The sequence below is a fragment of the Paucibacter sp. XJ19-41 genome, assembly GCF_028462495.1.
GTDB lineage: Bacteria > Pseudomonadota > Gammaproteobacteria > Burkholderiales > Burkholderiaceae_C > Roseateles_E.
Genome location: NZ_JAQOWX010000003.1, coordinates 39,158 through 57,145, shown reverse-complemented (window position 1 = coordinate 57,145; position 17,988 = coordinate 39,158). Strand labels below are relative to the sequence as shown.

Below are 17,988 nucleotides of genomic sequence, written 5' to 3'. Positions count from 1 at the left end.
CCGCCGACGCGAAGTCGGCGGGCCGCTGTCTTTGTGGCCCGCGCGGTACAAAGTCGCATGAAGCGCCCGCGCTTTCACTTACAGTCGATCCGATGACGCCCACCGCGCCGGAGTGATGCCATGAGTGCAGCTCAGCCCAAACCGACCTCGGCCTACAAGGTGCTGGTGGTCGACGACCAGCAGCAGATGCGCCAGATCATCCGCGAGTCGCTGTACCGACTGGGCATACGCACGGTGCTGATGGCCGGCAATGCGGCCGAGGCGCTGAAGGCCATGCGTGGCGAGGGTATCGATCTGGTGCTCAGCGACTACAACCTCGGCGAAGGCCCGGACGGGCAGCAGTTGCTGGAGGCCGCGCGCGGCGCCAAGCTGCTGAGCCCGGTCGCGCCGTGGATCTACATCACCGCCAATGCCTTGCGCACCGACATCCTGGCGGCCGGCGACTTCATGCCCGACGGCTATATCGTCAAGCCCTTCACCGACCAGCTGCTGTCGCGCTATATCGAGGCGCTGTCGACCCGCAAGCAGACGCTGGCGCCCTTGCTGCTGGCGGTCGAGGCCCAGCAGTGGGACAGGGTGCTGGAGACGGCCGAGGGCTTCATCCGGCGCGGCGACGCGCTCAGCGTCGAGGGCCTGAAGCAGAAGGCCCAGGCGCTGATGCGGCTGGCCCGCTTCGAGGACGCCCGCGCCTGCTACGCACAGGCGCTGCAGCTCAATACCGAACTGTCCTGGGCCCAGCTGGGTCAGGCCCAGGCCTTGCGGGCGCTGGGCAAGACTGAGCAGGCCCGCGCCGCGCTGGAGCAGCTGACACGCGAGCAACCCTCCTACGCCAGCGCCTATGACGTGCTGCTGGAGATGGCCGAAGACCAGGGCGACGCACAGGCGGCCATGGGCATCGCCCAGACCGTCGCCGATCTGGTGCCGAACGCCAAGCGCAAGCTGCGCCTGGGCAGCCTGGCCCTGGGTGCCGGCGAGACCGAGACCGCGTTGAAGGCGCTGGAGCAGGCCGCCGCAAAGAACAAGCACGCGGTCCAACCGACGCCGCAGGCCCAGCTGCTGCTGACCCAGGCCCTGCTGGACAAGGGCGACGCCCTGCGCGCGCTGGGTCTGGCCGTCGAGCTGGCCAAGAAGTTTGCCGACTCGCCGGACGCGGGCCTGCTGGCCAAGGCGCTCAGCGCGCAGGCCCAGCAGCGCCTGGGCAATGCGGCTGCCGCTACCGCGCTGATGCAAGAGGTCGAGCAGCGCATGGCCAAGACGCCGCTGGACGAGCAGCACAAGCTGCTGATCGCAAAAAGCGCGCTGGCCACCGGCCAGACCGCGCTGGGCCAGCAGCTGATCACCGAGCTGGCGCGCAACCACAGCGACCGCCCCTTGCTGCTGGCCAGTGCGCTGCGCGCTGCCGAGGGCACGCCGGCCGAGGCCGAGTGCCGGGCGCTGATCGAGCAGGTCGGCCGCGAGATGACAGAAGCGATGAACGCGCTGCAGCAAGCCAAGCGCAGCGGCGATGTGGCGCGGGCACTGGAGCTCGGCGAGCAGGCGCTGACGCTGTCGCCGCAGAACTTCAATGTACTGATCGAGCTGTGCAGCCTGCACCTGATCGCGATGGGGCGCGAGAGCGCGGATGCACGCGAACCGCATCGCGCGCGCGCCGCCGAGCTGCTGGCCCGGCTGGAGCACAGCCACCCCAATCACGACCGCGTCGCGGCGGCCCGCAAGTTCTATCGCGAGCGCGCCGGCGCCGCCTGAGCCATGCTGGATCGCTACCTCAACGCCGCGGTGCTGCACGACCTGAAGAACCGCCTGGCCATCCTCAGCGACGAGCTGACCAAGCTCGGCCGGCTGGACCTGCCGGCCCAGGCCCATCAGCATGCGCGCCAGGCCCATGAGCAGGCCCATGTGCTGACCCGCAAGCTGGTCGAGTTCCTGACCGCCCAGCAGGCCAGCGAGGCCGGCGGCCTGCGCGCCGCCGCGGCCGAGGAGATTCCCGAGGCGATGCTGCAGGACATGCATGCCGAGGCCCAGATGCTGATACACGGCGGGCTGCAACTGCAGCTGGAGATCGCCGCTGCGGTGCCGCCCTTCTGGTTCTTCGATCAGCATCTGGTGCGGCTGGCGCTCGACTCGGCGCTCTACAACGCGCTGCGCTTCGCACGCAGCCGCATCGTGCTGGGCCTGCGGGTCGAGGACGGCCAGCTGTGCTTTTCGGTGCGCGATGACGGCCCCGGCCTGCAGGCCACGCCGGCCCACAACTCGACGGGCCTGGGCCGCCTGGTCTGCGACGAGGTCGCCAAGGCCCATCGCAACAAGGGCCGCAGCGGCCGCAGCGTGCTGCGCAACCATGCGGACGGCGGCGCGGTGTTCGAGCTGTTTCTGCCCTGATGCGTCAAGACCGGCCTGCTAGCATGCCGGCTCCCCTGCCCTCGCCCATCCCGATGAATCCAACCCGTGCCCTCCTCCTGATCCTGCTGTCCCTGGCCGGCGGCGCCCGAGCCGCCGAGCTGAAGCTGCGCATCCTGCAGACCAGCGATGTGCATATGAACCTGCTGAACTACGACTACTACCAGGACAAGAGCACCGATGAATACGGCCTGGCCAAGACCGTCAGCCTGATCAAGGCGGCGCGGGCCGAGGCCAGGAACAGCCTGCTGTTTGACAACGGTGATCTGCTGCAGGGCAATCCGCTGGGCGATGTGGTGGCACGGGTCAAGCCGCTGGCCAAGGACGCCGTGCACCCGGCCTACAAGGTGCTGAACCTGCTGAAGGTGGACGCCGCCAATATCGGCAACCACGAGTTCAACTATGGCCTGCCGTTCCTGCGCCAGGCCATCGCCGGCGCGCAATTCCCCTATGTCAGCGCCAATGTGGTCGAGGCCGGCAGCGGCAAGCCGGCCTTCACGCCCTATGTGATCCTGCAGCGCACGCTCGTCGATGAGGCCGGTCAGAGCCATGCGCTGAAGATCGGCGTGATCGGCTTTGTGCCGCCGCAAATCATGCAGTGGGACCGCCAGCATCTGGAGGGCCGGGTCCAGGCGCTGGACATCATCGAGGCGGCCCGGCGCTATCTGCCCGAGATGCGCGCGGCCGGCGCCGAGCTGGTGGTGGCGATCGCGCACAGCGGCTTCGAGAAGACCGAGCAGCCCAAATTCGCCGAGAACGTGGCCGCCCAGCTGGCCCGGGTGCCAGGTGTTGACACCTTGCTGCTGGGCCATGCCCATGCCGAGTTCCCCAGCCCCACCTTCGCCGGCTACCCCGGCGTGGATCTGGTGCGCGGCAGCATCTTTGGTGTGCCCAGCGTGATGCCGGGCCGCTGGGGCGATCATCTGGGCGTGATCGATCTGAAGCTGGACAACAGCAGCGGCGCCTGGAAGGTGGTCGAGAGCCGCGCCGAGATTCGCGCGATCTACCAGCGCAGCAGCCGGCGTGCGCTGGTCGAGGCCGATCCGATGGTGGCGCAGACGATTGCGGTCGAACACCAGCAGACGCTGGACTATGTGCGCAGCCAGGTGGCCATCACCGAGGCGCCTATCCACAGCTACTTCGCCCAGGTGGCCGACGACCCCTCGGTCCAGGTCGTCGCCCAGGCCCAGCTGGCCTATGTGGCACGCGCGGTGCGCGGCACGGCCTATGAAAAGCTGCCGCTGCTCTCGGCCGCCGCGCCCTTCAAGGCCGGCGGGCGCCAGGGCTGGAGCAATTACACCGACATCCCGGCCGGCCCGGTCGCGATCAAGCATGTGGCCGATCTCTATGTCTACCCCAACACCATCAAGGCGGTGAAGATCACGGGCGCCGAGCTGCGCGAATGGCTGGAGATGTCAGCCGGCCAGTTCCGGCAGATCGACCCCAAGGGGCCGGCCGAGCAGGCGCTGATCGAGCCGGGCTTTCGCTCCTACAACTTCGACACGGTAGAGGGCGTCAGCTACGAGATCGATGTCAGCCAGCCGGCTCGCTACGATGTCGAGGGCAAACGCAGCCCGGCCCAGGGCCACCGCATCGTCAATCTGCGCTACCAGGGCAAGCCCGTTGACGCGGCCGCCGAGTTCCTGGTCGTCACCAACAACTACCGCGCCAACGGCGGCGGCGGTTTCCCGGGCCTGGGCGCCGAGCGCATCGTGATCGACGCGCCCGACGAGAACCGCGAGGCGCTGGCCCAGTACCTGAGCACGGTCAAGCGCTTCAACCCCTCGGCCGACGGCAACTGGCGCATCCTGCCGGTGCCGGGCATCCGGCTGCGCTTCAGCTCAAGCGCCAGCGGCATCCAGCACCTGCCGCGCACGCCGGCCGTGCGCCTGGTCAAGGACCAGGGCGACGGCTCGGCCTTGTACGAGCTGGCGCACTGAGCGCTACGATCATTCAAGGACGCGGCCGCAGGATGGTCAGCTCCGGATCGAGTGCGGAGGATGCCGATGAGACAGGCTCGAACTCGGTCGTGATCCAGTCATAAAGCACTGGATGCAATCGGCTGTAGCGCTGCTCGGGTCTCCCGTCGAGCGCATGATCTGACAAGAGCACCAGCCGCGGCGGTGCCGCCTGCAGACGACCCAGTTCGGCATGCTCGAAGGCCGTATCGCGAGGAAACAGCGAGTAAATCTCCCAGATCGGCATGCGGGAGCGCTGGATTGCATAGAGGCTGGGCATATCGGGCACCGCCAGAAAGCGCTCGCCGGCCTCCGGATACGCCGCCAACGCCGCGCTGCAGGCCAGGTACCGCTTGGCGACGGAGGGGTACATATGCAGGGTTTGCCCCGTGACGCTGGCGCTGAGCAGCTTGCGGCTCAGCAGCCGGTGCGCCAGATAAGGCTGCTCCAACGACAGCGCCAGCATCGAGCCCGCCAACAGCGCGGCGCCCAGCACAGATGCCAGTCGCACGCCGCGTAGCGCTGCGGCACCAAGCGAGGCAAGTAGCAGGGGAAAGATGCCCAGGGCCAGGTGGGTCAAGTCGGCACGCGAGAATGCGTAGTGCGCATAAGGCCAGCCAGCCAGCGCGGCGGCCACCAGCAGTTGGTTCGCGGGTCGCTGCAGTGGCTGACCTCCAGCGATCAAGCGGGCAAGGATGAGCAGCGGCACGAGCAGAATGAGCACGAACCCGAGCCCGACCAGAATCCGCGCAGCGCCGATGATGCCGCCGGCTTGCGCGACATCGACCATCCAGGGCCACGGCACCGGCAGGCCGATATTGGTGCTACCGCTGCGCAGAAGCATCAAGATGCTGGCGATGAATGCTTCCTGGAAGCCCGGTACCACGGCCATCATCCAGAATGTCGGACTGAAGCCCACAACCACGCCGGCCGCGAAGACCAGGCCCAGGCGCAATGTGCCCGGCCGATCAGTCTGCTTGAACCACAGCAGCAGCAACACGCCGCCGACTGCCACCGCCCCGTAAACGCCGTGGTTGCGACCCATCATCGCAGCCAGCCCCAGCAACAGGCCAGCGCTGAACCAGGCGGTGCGTCGGCGCGAGCCCAGCATCAGCACCAGCAGCGCCACAATCATGACGCTGGTGCCATGATCGAACACCTTGTAGTAGGGGTAGACCCAGATCGTCAGCAGCGCGGCTGTCAGCAGGGCCAGCGCGAGGCGGCCAAGGCCCGCCGCCGGCACCACACGAAGTACCAGATAGACGCCGAGCCCCGTGCCGAGCAACTGGTAGGCCACCGCGCCCAGCCGTGCCGCAAGAATGCCCTCATCGCCGAGCAGGCGCATGGCGGCGGCCAACCAGTAGTAGCGGCCGATGTCGTAGGCCATGAAGTCGCGCATCGGCACTTCGCCGTGCAGCACGCGCTGGGCCCCGTACCAGAGATAGCCTTCGTCAGCGAGGTCGAAACCGTAGCGCCAGCCGAGCGCGAACCAAAGAGCGGTGATGCAAAGCGCGGCAAGCGCCGCCCACAGCAGCGCTCCCCGCGCGATGCGCGGTTCCATCCCGATGCCGAGCGCCTGCATCAATGCAGCAGCGACAGCGCGGTCTGGATCACCTCGCTCTGGTGTTCCTCCAGACCCAGCCATAGCGGCAGGCGAACCAGCCGCTCACTGAGTTTCTGGGTGTGCTCGATCGGGCCGCCGAGCCGGCCGACCCGGCTGCCAAACGGTGAGTTGTGCAGCGGCACATAGTGGAAGACCGTGCCTATGCCTGAGGCCTTCATGCCCGCAATGAAATGACTGCGCTGCTCCAGATTGGGCAGCAGCAGATAGTACATATGGGCGTTGTGCATGCAACCCTCGGGCACGGTCGGACGGCGCAACCAGCCGGCCTGCTCGGCCTGGGCGAAGAAGCGGTGGTAGGTCGACCAGAGCTGCAGCCGCCGCTGCGTGATCGGGTCGGCCTCTTCCATCTGCGCCAGCAAAAACGCCGACACCAGCTCGCTGGGCAGATAGGACGAACCGCAATCGACCCAGGTGTACTTGTCCACCTGGCCGCGAAAGAACTGGCTGCGATTGGTGCCCTTCTCACGGATGATCTCGGCCCGCTCGACAAAGCGAGCATCGTTGACGAGCAAGGCCCCCCCCTCGCCCGAGATGATGTTCTTGGTCTCGTGAAAGGAAAAAGCCCCCATATGCCCGATGCTGCCGAGCGGGCGCCCCTTGTAGCTGGCCATCACCCCTTGTGCCGCATCCTCGATCACCAGCAGTCCGTGGCGCCGGGCGATCTCCATGATGGTGTCCATCTCGCAGGCGATGCCCGCGTAATGCACCGGCATGATGGCCTTGGTCCGCGGCGTGATCGCGGCCTCGATCTTGTCTTCGTCGATATTGAGCGTGTCGGGGCGGACATCGACAAAGACTGGCACCGCGCCGCGCAGCACAAAGGCATTGGCTGTCGATACAAAGGTGTAGGAAGGCAGGATGACCTCGTCGCCCGGCCCCAGCCCGGCCAGCATCGCCGCCATCTCCAGCGCACCGGTGCAGGAATGAGTCAGCAAGGCCCTGTGCGTACCGGTGCGCTCCTCGATCCAGCGCCCGCAGCGCTTGGTGAAGTCGCCATCGCCGGCCAGATGTCCGTTGGCATGGGCTTGCGCGATGTACCACAGCTCCTTGCCCGTCATATAGGGCTTGTTGAAGGGGATCATCCTGATGTCTCCGTATCGCGGTGCGTCGAAGCCGGAACTCGAAACACCCAGAACTTCTGAAGCACAAACAGCAGGCCGGCCAATACGAAGATCATCACAGCCTGCACGATCGCGTGGGGCTGGCCCCAGCGATCTACCAACAGATACAACACTGCCAGATTGAGCAGGTAGCCCAGGCCATAGGCCGCCAGATAGCGACCGAAGGCCGGCCCATGCCCCCCGCCATGCCCAAAGGTCCAGCGCCGATTGAACACAAAGGTCTGCAGCACCCCGACCAGATAGAGCAGCGACATGGCCAGCTTAGGGCCGAGACCCAGCGCTGTCAGCCCCAGGTACAGCAGATAACCCAGCGCATTCGAACTCAGCCCGACGATGCCGTAACGCAGCAACTGTCGTCGGGTGCTCATGATCGCAGGGCTGTTGCGTCGCGCCATCCCCAGATATAGGTCGGCGCTGCGGGTCCGACATGGAACAACAGGTCGACAATGCTCACCCCATGCTCGAACGGCGGATGTGCCTGCCCGTATTCGGGGTAGCCGGCATAGTCCTTCCACTGCAACTCCACGCCCAGTTCGGCAAAGCGTGCCGGCTCGATATAGGCACGAGCCGCCGGTCCGGACAGATAGTGGCTGGCTCCGCTCTGGCGCACCAGATCAAGCAGGCGCTCCTGTTTCTCACCGCTGAGCGAGTAGCTGCGCGAGTCCTCGAAGCGCGTGCGCAGGCCCAGCAATTCGGTGGCAATGCGTCGAATCATGTGCTGATTCAGCTCCGACAGATATCGCCAGGCATGCGCAAGATAGATCTCCTCAAAGAACGGCCTGTAATGACCAAAGAACGGGCTTTGGCCATAGCTGTGGCGCAGGCTGTCCCAGTGCGACCGCTGCCAGCCGGGATCGATCAACTCCACTTCGCAGACCAGGCGCTTCGCATCGATGCCGGTCGGTATCGTCAGCCACTGGCTGCCCCGCGCGGTCTTGATCCGGTTGCGGTTGCGCCAATCGTTCTTGGTGTACTGCACATCGTCATAAAAGATGAACACATCGGCGTCATGGATCAGGTCGAAGTAGCCCTTCCACGGGATGTAGTTCGATTGCAGGACCACCAGTCGCATCAGCGGCTCGGCTCAGGAAAGCGCTCCAGCAGTTTCAGGCGGCTGCCGGGCGGCAACTGCTGGTGATCGGCAATCGCCGCGCCCGCGCCCACAAAGCTGTCGGCACCCAGGTTGACATGGCCGCACAAGGTGGCGTTCGGTGAGATGAAGCAGTTGGAACCCAGCTCGCTGTCGTGGCTGATGCAGGCGCCTGGCCACAGCACGCTGGCGGCACCGATGCGCGCGCGCACATCGACCAGGGCGCCGGCCATCACCATGCAGCCCGGGCCGAGCACCGCGCTGTCGGCGACATAGGCACGCGGATGGACAAGGTTGGGCGTGGCATAGCCGGCGGCAAGCACCTGTTGCCAGACACGCCAACGCGCAGCCAGATTCTTGTAGCCGATCGCCAGCACCAGGCCGCAACGGCCGGGTGGATGCGAAATGCACACCTGATCGAAGCTGCCAAGCACGCCGTCGCCGCTGCCGCTGTCGTCAATCTTGCCGAGCACCTCATGGCCGCAATGCCTGGCAAGCTCAGCCACGGTCAGCGAAAAATCACGGGAACCATAGATCAGGATTTGCATCGATGGTCCCTTCCAAGAGAGCTCAGGCGGCCCGGCTCACACCAGCACCTCGACCACCGCCGGATGCCCCAGGAAGCCCTGCGGGCTGGCGCTGGCGCCGTAGGCCCCGGACTGGAACACGACGGCCAGATCGCCCGGCTGGGCCGCTGCGAGCTCCATCTTGTCGGCCAGCAGATCCAGCGGCGTGCACAGCGGCCCCACCACCGAGGCGCTCTCGACGCCAGCCTCAGCGCGTGTCTGGCTGATCATCGCCGGATAGTTCTTGCGTATCACCTGGCCGAAATTGCCCGAGGCCGACAGGTGGTGGTGCAGGCCTCCGTCGCAGAGCAGATAGACCTGGCCGCGCGAGACCTTGCGGTCGACGATGCGCGCCACATAGACCCCCGCCTCGCCGACCAGATAGCGGCCCAGCTCGATCACCAGTTCCGCCTGCGGCAGCTCGCTGGCCGCCCGCTCGGCAATCGCCTGCAGATTGGCGCCGATCGGCGCCAGATCCAGCGCCTGCTCGCCGGGGAAGTAGGGGATGCCGAAGCCGCCACCGAGGTTCAGGAACTTGACCGGGCCGGGCGCATCGGCCGCCAGGCGCAGCGCCAGCTCGTAGCATTTCTGCTGGGCCTCGCAAATCGCCTCGGGCTTGAGGTTCTGCGAACCGGCGAACAGGTGGAAGCCCTCAAACGCCAGGCCCAGGCGCCCGACCTCGGCCAGCGCCGCCGGCACCAGTTCGGCATCGATGCCGAACTGCTTGGGGCCGCCGCTCATCTTCATGCCCGAGCCCTTCAGCTCGAAATCGGGGTTGACGCGTATCGCCACCCGCGCCGGCAGGCCCAGTTCGGCCGCCACCGCCGCCAGCACCGGCAGCTCGCGCAGGCTCTCCACATTGACCAGCACACCGGCGGCCACCGCCTGGCGCAGCTCGATATCGCGCTTGGCCGGCCCGGCAAAGCTGATCTCGGCCGGGTCGGCCCCGGCGTCCAGCGCCACCTTCAGCTCGCCCGCCGAGGCCACGTCGATGCCGTCCACCAGGCCCGCCATCAGCGCGACGACGGCCGGCATCGGGTTGGCCTTCATCGCATAGTGCAGCTTGATGCCGGCCGGCAGCGCAGCGCGCAGACTGGCCACACGCTCACGCAGCAGGCGCCGGTCATAGGCATAGAACGGCGTCTGTCCGACCTGCTCGGCCAGCAGCGAGAGCCGCTTGCCACCGACGATCAACTCGCCGTCCTGCAGCGGGAACTGGCTCATCGCCGCATGCTGCGGCGGTTTCTTCACGGGACTCTCGCTCATAGATTCTTCTCCACCCAGGCGGTGGACAGCAGCTTGCGGTCGATCTTGCCATTCGGGTTGCGCGGCAGCGGGCCGGCCTGGGCCTCGATGCCGGCCGGCACCATATAGGCCGGCATGCGTTTGCGGCACTCGGCCTGCAGCGCGGCCAGGTCCAGCGCCGCGCTGCCGGCGGGCGGCGTCGCGATCACCTGGATGGCCTGGCCCAGCGTCGCATGGTCGACGCCGAAGGCCACGCACTCGCCGACCAGCTGGGTCGCATACAGCACCTCCTCGACCTCGGTCGGGCTGACCCGGTAGCCCGAGGTCTTCATCATCTCGTCGCGCCGGCCGATGAAATACAGATAGCCCTCGGCATCGCGGCGCACCGTGTCGCCCGAGAACACCGCAAACTCGGGCAGCTGCAGTCCGGCCTCGCGAGCGCCGGCCCCGACCGGCAGCGGCTTGTAGCGCTCGGCCGTCTTCTCGGCATCGTTCCAGTAGCCCAGCCCCACCAGCGGGCCGCGGTGCACCAGTTCGCCCGGCTCCTCGGCCGCGCATTCGCTGCCATCCTCGCGCAGCACCAGGATCTCGGCGTTCGGAATCGCCTTGCCGATCGAGTCGGGCCGCAGATCGACCTGATCGGGCGGCAGATAGGTCGAGCGGAAGGCCTCGGTCAGGCCGTACATCAGGAAAGGCTTGGCCTGCGGCACGCGCTGGCGCAGCAGTTGCAGGGTCTCGCGCGGCATGCGGCCGCCGGTGTTGGCGAAATAGCGCAGCCGCTGGTTGATCGCGGCCGGCCACTCCAGCTGGGACAGCTGGATATAGAGCGGCGGCACGGCGGTCAGCCCGGTGATGCGCTCGCGCTCCATGGCCTTGAGCACATCGCGCGGCAGCAGATAGTTCAGCAGCACGACGCGGGCGCCGACATGGAAGGCGGTGGTCAGCTGGCTGAAACCGGCGTCGAAGGACAGCGGCAGCGCGGCCAGCAGGCTGTCCTCGGGCCGGTTCTCCAGATAGGACGCCACGCTCTTGGCGCCGGCCACCATATTGCGGTGCGACAGCACCACGCCCTTGGGCCGGCCGGTGGAGCCCGAGGTGTAGAGGATGGCGGCCATATCGCCGTCGATCACGCGGTGGCCGGCCTGCGGCGGCGCGTCCAGCAGATCGGCGAAGCGGTGCAACGGCAGACCGGCGCCATCCGCCGCAGCGGGCGCCTCGGTCAGCACCACATGGCGCAGCCCCGGGCAATCCGGCAGGGTCTCGCGCAGCAGCGCATGGCGCTCCGGCGAGGTGATCAGCACCCGCACCTCACAGTCGCGCAGGATGAAGCCGACCTGCTCGGGCTTGAGCAGCGGGTTCAGCGGCACGAACACGCCACCGGCGGCCGGCGCGCCAAAGCTGGCGATCACGGTCTCGAAACGCTTTTCCAGATAGATCGCGACCCGCTCGCCGCGCTGCAGGCCCAGGGCCCGCAAGCCAGCGGCCAGCGCCTGGATCTGCTGCGCCAGCTCGCCGTAAGAGAGCTGGCGTTCCGCCAGGCTCAGGGCCGTCGCTGAGGGCGAGCGCAGTGCACTGCGCAGCGGCAACTCATGCAAAAGCACGCTGTCGCCAGAAAAATCCACGTGGTCAGCTGTCATGGAACTCATCGAATATAGGGGGCGGCACTCGCTGGCAAGCCCGAAGCACGGCCGGAGCCGCATCGTACAGGGGGCCGCGCCGCCTATGCAAAACCTGCGTGACATCCTGCCGCCACGCCCCTCAGGATAAGGGGGCACCCCGACACGGAAGGAGCCGGGCGCACAGTTAAGATGCGCCGCAGTCGTGGGCAGCTTCGCCCCTGGGAAAACATAGAAAAAACATGGACGCCGAAAAGCAAGTTCTGCGCATTCTTGACGAGGTTCTGAGCCTGAACGGCCGCGGCACCAGCTTCGACCGCGACACCGCCCTGCTTGGTGCCATCCCTGAGCTCGACTCAATGGCGGTCGTCAGCCTGATCACTGCCTTCGAGGAACAGCTGGGCATCAGCATCGGCGACGACGAGATCGACGGTGCGACCTTTGCCAGCGTCGGCTCGCTGAGCGACTTCGTTGCGGCCAAGCTGGCGGTTTGACCTCGACGCCCCGTGGCCAACCGCACACAGGCATTCTTCCTGCCCGCCGCTGACGCAGGCGCGCGCTTTTGCCTGTTCCACCCCTTTCAGGGCGGGGTGCTGCGTGGTCGTGTGATCCACATCCAGGCACTCGGCGAGGAGATGAACAAATCGCGCCGCATGGCCGCGCAGCAGGCACGCGCGCTGTCGGCAGCCGGATTCAGCGTGCTGCAGATCGACCTGTTCGGCTGCGGCGACAGCGATGGCGACTTCGGCGACGCCGCCTGGTCCGACTGGATTGCCGATGTGAAACTGGCCTGCACCTGGCTGCAGGCCCTCGACGACGCTCATCGGCAGGTGCCGCTGTGGTTGTGGGGCCAGCGGGTTGGTTGCCTGCTGGCGGCCGAGGCCGGGGCCCAGGTCGCAGAAGCCTGCAACTACTGCTTCTGGCAGCCGGTCACGGCCGGCAAGTCGGCGCTGCAGCAGTTGCTGCGACTGAAGCTGGCGGCCGGCATGGTCGGTGGCGGCGCCAAGGGCCAGATGGACGAGATGCGCCAACAGCTGGCTCTGGGCCAGCCGGTGGAGCTTGGCGGCTATCTGCTGAGCCCGGGGCTGGCCAGCGGGCTGGAGGCGGCCCGCCTGGTGCCGCCGCCCGGCGGTGGCGAGCTCGCCTGGTTCGAGCTGAGCACGCGCGCCGATGCGCAGCAGTTCAGCCCCGTCAGCGAGCAGACCCTGCAGCAATGGCGGCAGGCCGGTTATCGCGCGCGGTCGCAGTTGGTCCAGGGGCCATCGTTCTGGCAGACCACCGAGATCGAGGATGCGCCGGCGCTGATCGCGGCCACCACGGCAGCATTGCTGACGCCGGCCACCACGCTGTCGCCGGCCGAGGTGGGCTTAGCATGAGCGGCTACAGAGAAACCGTCGTCCAGTTCGACTGCCAGGGCGAGCGGCTGCTGGGCGTGGCCGCGCTGCCGCCTGACGGGCAAGCTATCCACAGAACCGGCGTCGTCATCGTCGTCGGTGGTCCGCAGTACCGTGCGGGCAGCCACCGCCAGTTTGTGCTGCTGGCGCGCAGCCTGGCTGCGGCGGGTTTCGCCGTGCTGCGCTTCGACTACCGAGGCATGGGTGACAGCGAGGGCGCCCAGCGCGACTTCCAGAGCGTCACGGCCGACATCGGTGCCGCCATCATGGCCTTGATGGCGCAGTCCGATGCCATCAAGCGCATCGCGCTGTGGGGTCTGTGCGACGGTGCCTCGGCGGCCCTGCTCTACAGCGAAGCCACCCGGGACCCGCGCCTGGCGGGCCTGTGCCTGCTCAACCCCTGGGTGCGCAGCGAGTCCAGCTTGGCCCGCGCCCAGGTCAAGCACTACTACACGCAGCGCCTGTTCGACAAGAGCTTCTGGAAAAAGCTGCTGTCGGGTCGTGTGGGCCTGGGCGCACTGGGCGGCTTGATCAGAAGCGTCAGGCGGGCGACCCGGTCGAACAGTCTGCCGGCAGCAAGCGCCGCATTGAGCTATCAAGAGCGCATGGCGCTGGCCTGGCGCGGCTTCAAGGGCCAGATCCTGCTGCTACTCAGCGGTGTCGATCTGACCGCCAAGGAATTTCTCGAGTTCGGCCAGATCGACCCGTCCTGGGCCGGGGCCCTTAAGCTCGCTCATGTGACACGGCTGGATTTCGCCGAGGCCGATCACACTTTTTCCGACGGCAAGCAGCTCGCGCTGGCCAACGCCGCTGTTCGCGACTGGTTGCTTGCCCTGGCACGCAAGGAGGACTGATGCGATCCCGTACTGACCCCAGCCAAGGCCGGAGCCCGCTGTCGATGAGCTGCCTGAGAACAGCGCTGATGAGCCTAAGCCTGCTGTTTGCCGCCACGGGCCATGCACAAACGAGTATGTGCGGCTCGCTGGCCAGTTCCTACGGCCCTTTCGATTTCCGGACCGACAAGGACAAGCTGCCCATCGTGACCACAGCCCACTTCACACCCGAAGTGGAAGCACTGATCCGTGGCACAACCTCGCGCCTGCCGGGCGGCGACATCGCCTACACCTTGCGTGCAATCCCCAACCATCACGGCGCTCTGATCGCGATCGTCAGGCTCGGCGAGAAGGAAAAGACCGACAAGCCCCACGGCTCCACATTCACGGTCGAGTGCTGGTTTGACCGCGCCATCCGTTTCCGCGCCGATGATCAGCTCGTGCGCATGATTTACGCCGACTACCTGATCAAGAAGCAGCGTGAGGCCGATGCACGTGCGCAGCTGGATGTCGTCAAGACCCTCGCGGCCGACAATGCTTTCACCCATCACAACCTCGGCCTGCTGCTGGCCGATCTGAAGGACTACGACGCCGCACTGCTGCATGCCCACCGCGCGATGGCGCTGGGCTTGTCGCACAGCGCGCTGCGCGACAAGCTACTCGCAGCAGGCCGATGGCGAGACCCCGTCCCGGCCGAGGCCTCCAGCGCAGCCAGCGCGGCCTCGCAGTGAAACAGCAGCTGTTGCAAGACAGGTCTGCGCCGAGCGCAGGGCCCGACTCTGCCCAGGCCACGGATCAACCAGGCGTTCGGGCGATGCCCCGTGGGCCGGTCTTCGGCTGGGACAATTTTGGCTCGGTCCCTGGCTGTGAGCTTCATGGCGTCGAGCAGCTCCCGCATCTGGCGTACACCACCAGTGGCCGGGCGGCCATCTATCAGGCATTGCGCCAACTGAAGCTGACGCGAGACAGCTCGGTGCTCGTTCCAACCTATCACTGTCCCACCATGGTCGCGCCGGTCCTGCTGGCCGGTGCTCGGCCCAGCTACTTCGGCATCCTGCCAAATGGCCTGCCCAATCTGGACAGCATCTCCCCCGAGCTTGCCCGACATGCCTCAGCCATGCTGGTGCCGCACTACTTCGGCCTGCCGCAATCACTGGCGGCCGTTCGGGCCTGGTGTGACGCGCACGGCATTGCGCTGATCGAGGATTGCGCGCACAGCTTGTTCGGCACGGCCGGCGAGCGCAGCGTAGGCGCCTGGGGTGACTTCGCGACCGCCAGCCTCTCCAAATTTCTGCCGATCCCGGAGGCCGGATTGCTGGCCTCGGCTCAGCGACCGCTGGCACCGCTGCAACTGGCGCCACAAGGGATGAAGGCCGAGCTCAAGGGTTTTGTCGATGTGCTTGAAGTCGCGACGCTGAATCGGCGTTTGACCGGACTGAACCATCTCGTCGGTGGCCTGTTCCGGCTGAAGAAGGCCTTGCGCGGCACGACGGTGGTGGGCGGCGGCAGCGCAGCCGAGGCCAACTCGGAGAGCGATTTCATGTCGGCTTGCGATATGCAGCGTATTGACCGTGCCCCGCTGGTGGCCTCGGCATGGCTGGTAAGGGGGCTGCCACGCAGCCGCATCATCGCGCGTCGGCGCGAGAACTACGAGGCCTATGCCCGCGAACTGCGCGACTGTCGCGGTGCACGCGCCCTGCTGCAGATCGACTCGCAGCACAGCGCGCCCTACGTCTTCCCGCTATGGGTAGATGATGCTGATCGGGTCTATCAGGCGCTGCGGACCTGCGGCTATCCGGTATTCCGATGGGACCGCATCTGGCCGGGAACGCCCCAGCAGCCCGGCGATGCCGGGCCCTTGTGGAGCCGCCATGTGCTGCAGCTTTTGTGCCATCAGGATTTGCATGACGATGACATCGACGCCACGGCGTTGGCGATCAAGCGCCTGCTCGGCTGAGTCATGAATCGCCGCGCCGAGCCCCCTTCAAACCAAGAGAAAGCCGCAAGCCCGATGGCCAGCCCCCCGCTGCAATGGAAACTCCGACCGGCCCAAGCCCTGCGGGACGACCCGGCCATAAGGTCGGCCTGGGACCGGCTCAACAGCCAGCGCGGTGATCTGCCCTTCATGTCCGCCGACGCTGTGGGCGCTGCACTGGCGGCATTTGGCAGCGGCCAGGAGCGACTGGCCGTGGCCAGCCGGGGCGCGGAACCGGTGGCCTTGTTTGTGCTGGTGCCCGACGGCCGGCTCCGCTGGGCCACCTTCCAACCCTCGCAGCTGCCGCTGGGCACCTGGGTCGCCGCACCCGACCTGCAGCTCGCCGATCTGGCCCGCTCGCTTTGTCGCGGGCCATTGGGCCTATGCCTAGCCTTGTCGATCACCCAGGTTGACCCGTTATGCAGCCCCCGGCCAGCAGATGGGGCCGATGCGCGTGGCGACGACTACATCGAGACGGCCTGGATCGACGTGGCCGGCAGCTTTGAGGACTACTGGGCCGCGCGCGGCAAGAATCTTCGCCAGAACATGCGCAAGCAGCGCAACAAGCTGGCCGCCGATGGCGTCCAGACCTCTATGCGCATGATCACCGACGCCGCGTCGGTCGCATCGGCACTGGATCGCTACGGTGCGCTGGAAAGCGCCGGCTGGAAGGCTCAAGAAGGCACGGCCATTCACCCGGACAACGCCCAGGGACGCTTCTATCGCGAGCTCTTCGAGCGGGCGGCGGTGCGCGGCGAGATGGTGTTCTACGAATACCTGTTCGACGAACAAACCGTGGCGATGAATTTGTGCCTGCTGCGCCGTGGCCAGCTGATTGTGCTGAAGACGGCCTATGACGAATCGATCAAGGCCCTGTCGCCGGCCTTTCTGTTGCGCGAGGAAGAGCTGCAACGATTCTTCGGCGAGGGCCAGATCCTGCGCGTCGAGTACTTCGGCAAGGTGATGGACTGGCACACCAAGCTGACGCAGGACAAGCGCTGCATCTATCACTATACCCAGTACCGCTGGCCCTGGCTCACGCGGCTGGCGGAGCGTCGCCGCGCGGCGACGCGTCCATCCGCGCCGGCCACCGCCGACACCGCTGCGGTCGAAACCAACTGAGCCACCGATGATCACGGTCGTCATTCCCTATTTCCAGCGCAGCCCGGGTGTGCTTCGACGGGCGCTGGCCAGCATCGCGGCGCAGCAGGCCTGCCCGCTGCCGATTCATATCTTGGTGGTGGATGACGCCTCGCCGGTACCGGCCGACGATGAGATCACCGCGGCGACGCTACCGGACGACATCGGCATGACCCTGATCCGCCAGACCAATGGCGGCCCCGGCGCCGCGCGCAATACCGGACTGGACGCGCTGCCCGAGTCAACCCGTTACGTCGCCTTCCTGGACTCCGATGACGAGTGGTCGCCCGATCATCTGGTAAGGGCCGCACTGGCGCTGGACTCCGGCTTCGACTTCTACTTCGCCGATCACTACCAGCTCGACACCCAGGTCAGCGCCTTCGCACGTGCCGGCAAGCTCAAGGCCGGCGAACATCCGACACTGCCGCTGGCTGCGGCCAATCTGCACGCCTACCGAGGCGATATGGTCGACCAGATCATGCGCGGCAATGTCATCGGTACCTCGACCGTGGTCTATCGGAGGGCCGGCTTTTCGGAGCTGCGTTTTCGCATCGACTACACCAGCGCCGGCGAGGACTATCTGTTCTGGCTGGGCCTGGTGCGGGCCGGCAGCCGGATCGCGTTCTCGAGTCAGGTCGAGGCCACCTATGGCCGTGGCGTCAACGTCTATTCGGGTGCGGTCTGGGGCTCAGCCGAACACATGTTGCGGGTTCATAACGAGCTCAAGTACCGCAAGCTGCTGTTGCGCGAGTTCTGCCGCAATGCCGAGCAGGAAGCTTTCCTGCGCGTAGCCGTCCATCAGCTGCGACGCGACTTCATCCGCGACCTGACGCACCGGCTCAAGCACCGCAAGCCATTGCCCAGGGCCTTGCTGGGCCGCTATTTCAGGGACGACCCGGCCACGCTGTGGCTGGCACCGCTGCTGCTGCTCGAGATCCTTCGGGGTCAGCCATGAAACTGGTCTTCATCGATCCTAAATGCCCACGCCCCTATGACCCCGAGGTGCTGGCAACGCAGGGCCTGGGCGGC

At 66.7% G+C, this 17,988-nt stretch carries 17 protein-coding genes; 10 read left to right on the top strand and 7 right to left on the bottom strand.

Features of this window, described 5'->3' with window-relative positions; genetic code table 11:
- The first annotated feature begins 120 nt into the window (after positions 1-120).
- Genes PO768_RS01620 through PO768_RS01610 form a run of 3 tightly spaced genes read left to right on the top strand, consistent with a single transcriptional unit; the run spans position 121 to position 4,337 of the window.
- Complete coding sequence (locus tag PO768_RS01620; protein WP_272644612.1) at positions 121-1,746, top strand: response regulator; 1,626 nt, start codon at positions 121-123, stop codon at positions 1,744-1,746.
- A 3-nt stretch (positions 1,747-1,749) separates the two neighbouring features.
- Positions 1,750-2,379, top strand: coding sequence for a sensor histidine kinase (locus tag PO768_RS01615; RefSeq protein ID WP_262973023.1), 630 nt, complete (start codon positions 1,750-1,752; stop codon positions 2,377-2,379).
- 53 nt (positions 2,380-2,432) lie between these two features.
- On the top strand, positions 2,433-4,337 hold the full coding sequence (locus PO768_RS01610) for a bifunctional 2',3'-cyclic-nucleotide 2'-phosphodiesterase/3'-nucleotidase (RefSeq protein WP_272644611.1): 1,905 nt from the start codon (positions 2,433-2,435) through the stop codon (positions 4,335-4,337).
- 13 nt (positions 4,338-4,350) lie between these two features.
- On the opposite strand, the gene PO768_RS01605 is transcribed toward PO768_RS01610, so the two are convergent.
- Genes PO768_RS01605 through PO768_RS01575 form a run of 7 tightly spaced genes read right to left on the bottom strand, consistent with a single transcriptional unit; the run spans position 4,351 to position 11,638 of the window.
- Positions 4,351-5,937: a hypothetical protein gene (locus tag PO768_RS01605; protein ID WP_272644610.1), complete on the bottom strand. Its 1,587-nt coding sequence runs from the start codon at positions 5,935-5,937 to the stop codon at positions 4,351-4,353.
- On the bottom strand, positions 5,937-7,061 hold the full coding sequence (gene rffA / locus PO768_RS01600) for a dTDP-4-amino-4,6-dideoxygalactose transaminase (RefSeq protein WP_272644609.1): 1,125 nt from the start codon (positions 7,059-7,061) through the stop codon (positions 5,937-5,939). Before rffA ends, PO768_RS01605 begins: the two co-directional genes overlap by 1 nt.
- Positions 7,058-7,468, bottom strand: a complete 411-nt coding sequence (locus tag PO768_RS01595) for a GtrA family protein (RefSeq protein WP_272644608.1) — start codon at positions 7,466-7,468, stop codon at positions 7,058-7,060. Before PO768_RS01595 ends, rffA begins: the two co-directional genes overlap by 4 nt.
- Positions 7,465-8,172 (bottom strand): WbqC family protein, encoded by a 708-nt coding sequence (locus PO768_RS01590; RefSeq protein ID WP_272644607.1) that lies wholly within the window; start codon positions 8,170-8,172, stop codon positions 7,465-7,467. The genes PO768_RS01595 and PO768_RS01590 overlap by 4 nt, the downstream gene beginning before the upstream one ends.
- A complete protein-coding gene (locus PO768_RS01585) occupies positions 8,172-8,738 on the bottom strand; it encodes a hypothetical protein (protein ID WP_272644606.1) in 567 nt (188 codons plus the stop codon). Before PO768_RS01585 ends, PO768_RS01590 begins: the two co-directional genes overlap by 1 nt.
- A gap of 36 nt (positions 8,739-8,774) precedes the next feature.
- Complete coding sequence (locus tag PO768_RS01580) at positions 8,775-10,022, bottom strand: pyridoxal-dependent decarboxylase, exosortase A system-associated (protein ID WP_272644605.1); 1,248 nt, start codon at positions 10,020-10,022, stop codon at positions 8,775-8,777.
- Complete coding sequence (locus tag PO768_RS01575) at positions 10,019-11,638, bottom strand: acyl-CoA ligase (AMP-forming), exosortase A system-associated (RefSeq protein ID WP_272644604.1); 1,620 nt, start codon at positions 11,636-11,638, stop codon at positions 10,019-10,021. The genes PO768_RS01580 and PO768_RS01575 overlap by 4 nt, the downstream gene beginning before the upstream one ends.
- A gap of 221 nt (positions 11,639-11,859) precedes the next feature.
- Between PO768_RS01575 and PO768_RS01570 the strand changes: the two genes are divergently transcribed.
- Genes PO768_RS01570 through PO768_RS01540 form a run of 7 tightly spaced genes read left to right on the top strand, consistent with a single transcriptional unit; the run spans position 11,860 to position 17,914 of the window.
- The gene (locus PO768_RS01570; RefSeq protein WP_272644603.1) at positions 11,860-12,111 is read left to right on the top strand and encodes an acyl carrier protein; all 252 of its coding nucleotides are present in this window, start codon (positions 11,860-11,862) and stop codon (positions 12,109-12,111) included.
- 12 nt (positions 12,112-12,123) lie between these two features.
- Positions 12,124-12,993, top strand: a complete 870-nt coding sequence (locus PO768_RS01565; RefSeq protein ID WP_272644602.1) for a hydrolase 2, exosortase A system-associated — start codon at positions 12,124-12,126, stop codon at positions 12,991-12,993.
- Positions 12,990-13,865 carry a hydrolase 1, exosortase A system-associated gene (locus tag PO768_RS01560; RefSeq protein ID WP_272644601.1) on the top strand — a complete coding sequence of 292 codons (876 nt, stop codon included), beginning with the start codon at positions 12,990-12,992 and terminating at the stop codon, positions 13,863-13,865. The genes PO768_RS01565 and PO768_RS01560 overlap by 4 nt, the downstream gene beginning before the upstream one ends.
- Positions 13,865-14,575, top strand: coding sequence for an ABC transporter permease (locus PO768_RS01555; RefSeq protein WP_272644600.1), 711 nt, complete (start codon positions 13,865-13,867; stop codon positions 14,573-14,575). Before PO768_RS01560 ends, PO768_RS01555 begins: the two co-directional genes overlap by 1 nt.
- Complete coding sequence (locus tag PO768_RS01550; protein WP_272644599.1) at positions 14,572-15,801, top strand: DegT/DnrJ/EryC1/StrS family aminotransferase; 1,230 nt, start codon at positions 14,572-14,574, stop codon at positions 15,799-15,801. Before PO768_RS01555 ends, PO768_RS01550 begins: the two co-directional genes overlap by 4 nt.
- 54 nt (positions 15,802-15,855) lie before the next feature.
- The gene (locus PO768_RS01545) at positions 15,856-16,941 is read left to right on the top strand and encodes a GNAT family N-acetyltransferase (RefSeq protein ID WP_272644598.1); all 1,086 of its coding nucleotides are present in this window, start codon (positions 15,856-15,858) and stop codon (positions 16,939-16,941) included.
- Between the two features lie 7 nt (positions 16,942-16,948).
- Positions 16,949-17,914, top strand: coding sequence for a glycosyltransferase family 2 protein (locus PO768_RS01540; protein ID WP_272644597.1), 966 nt, complete (start codon positions 16,949-16,951; stop codon positions 17,912-17,914).
- The last annotated feature ends 74 nt before the right edge of the window (positions 17,915-17,988 follow it).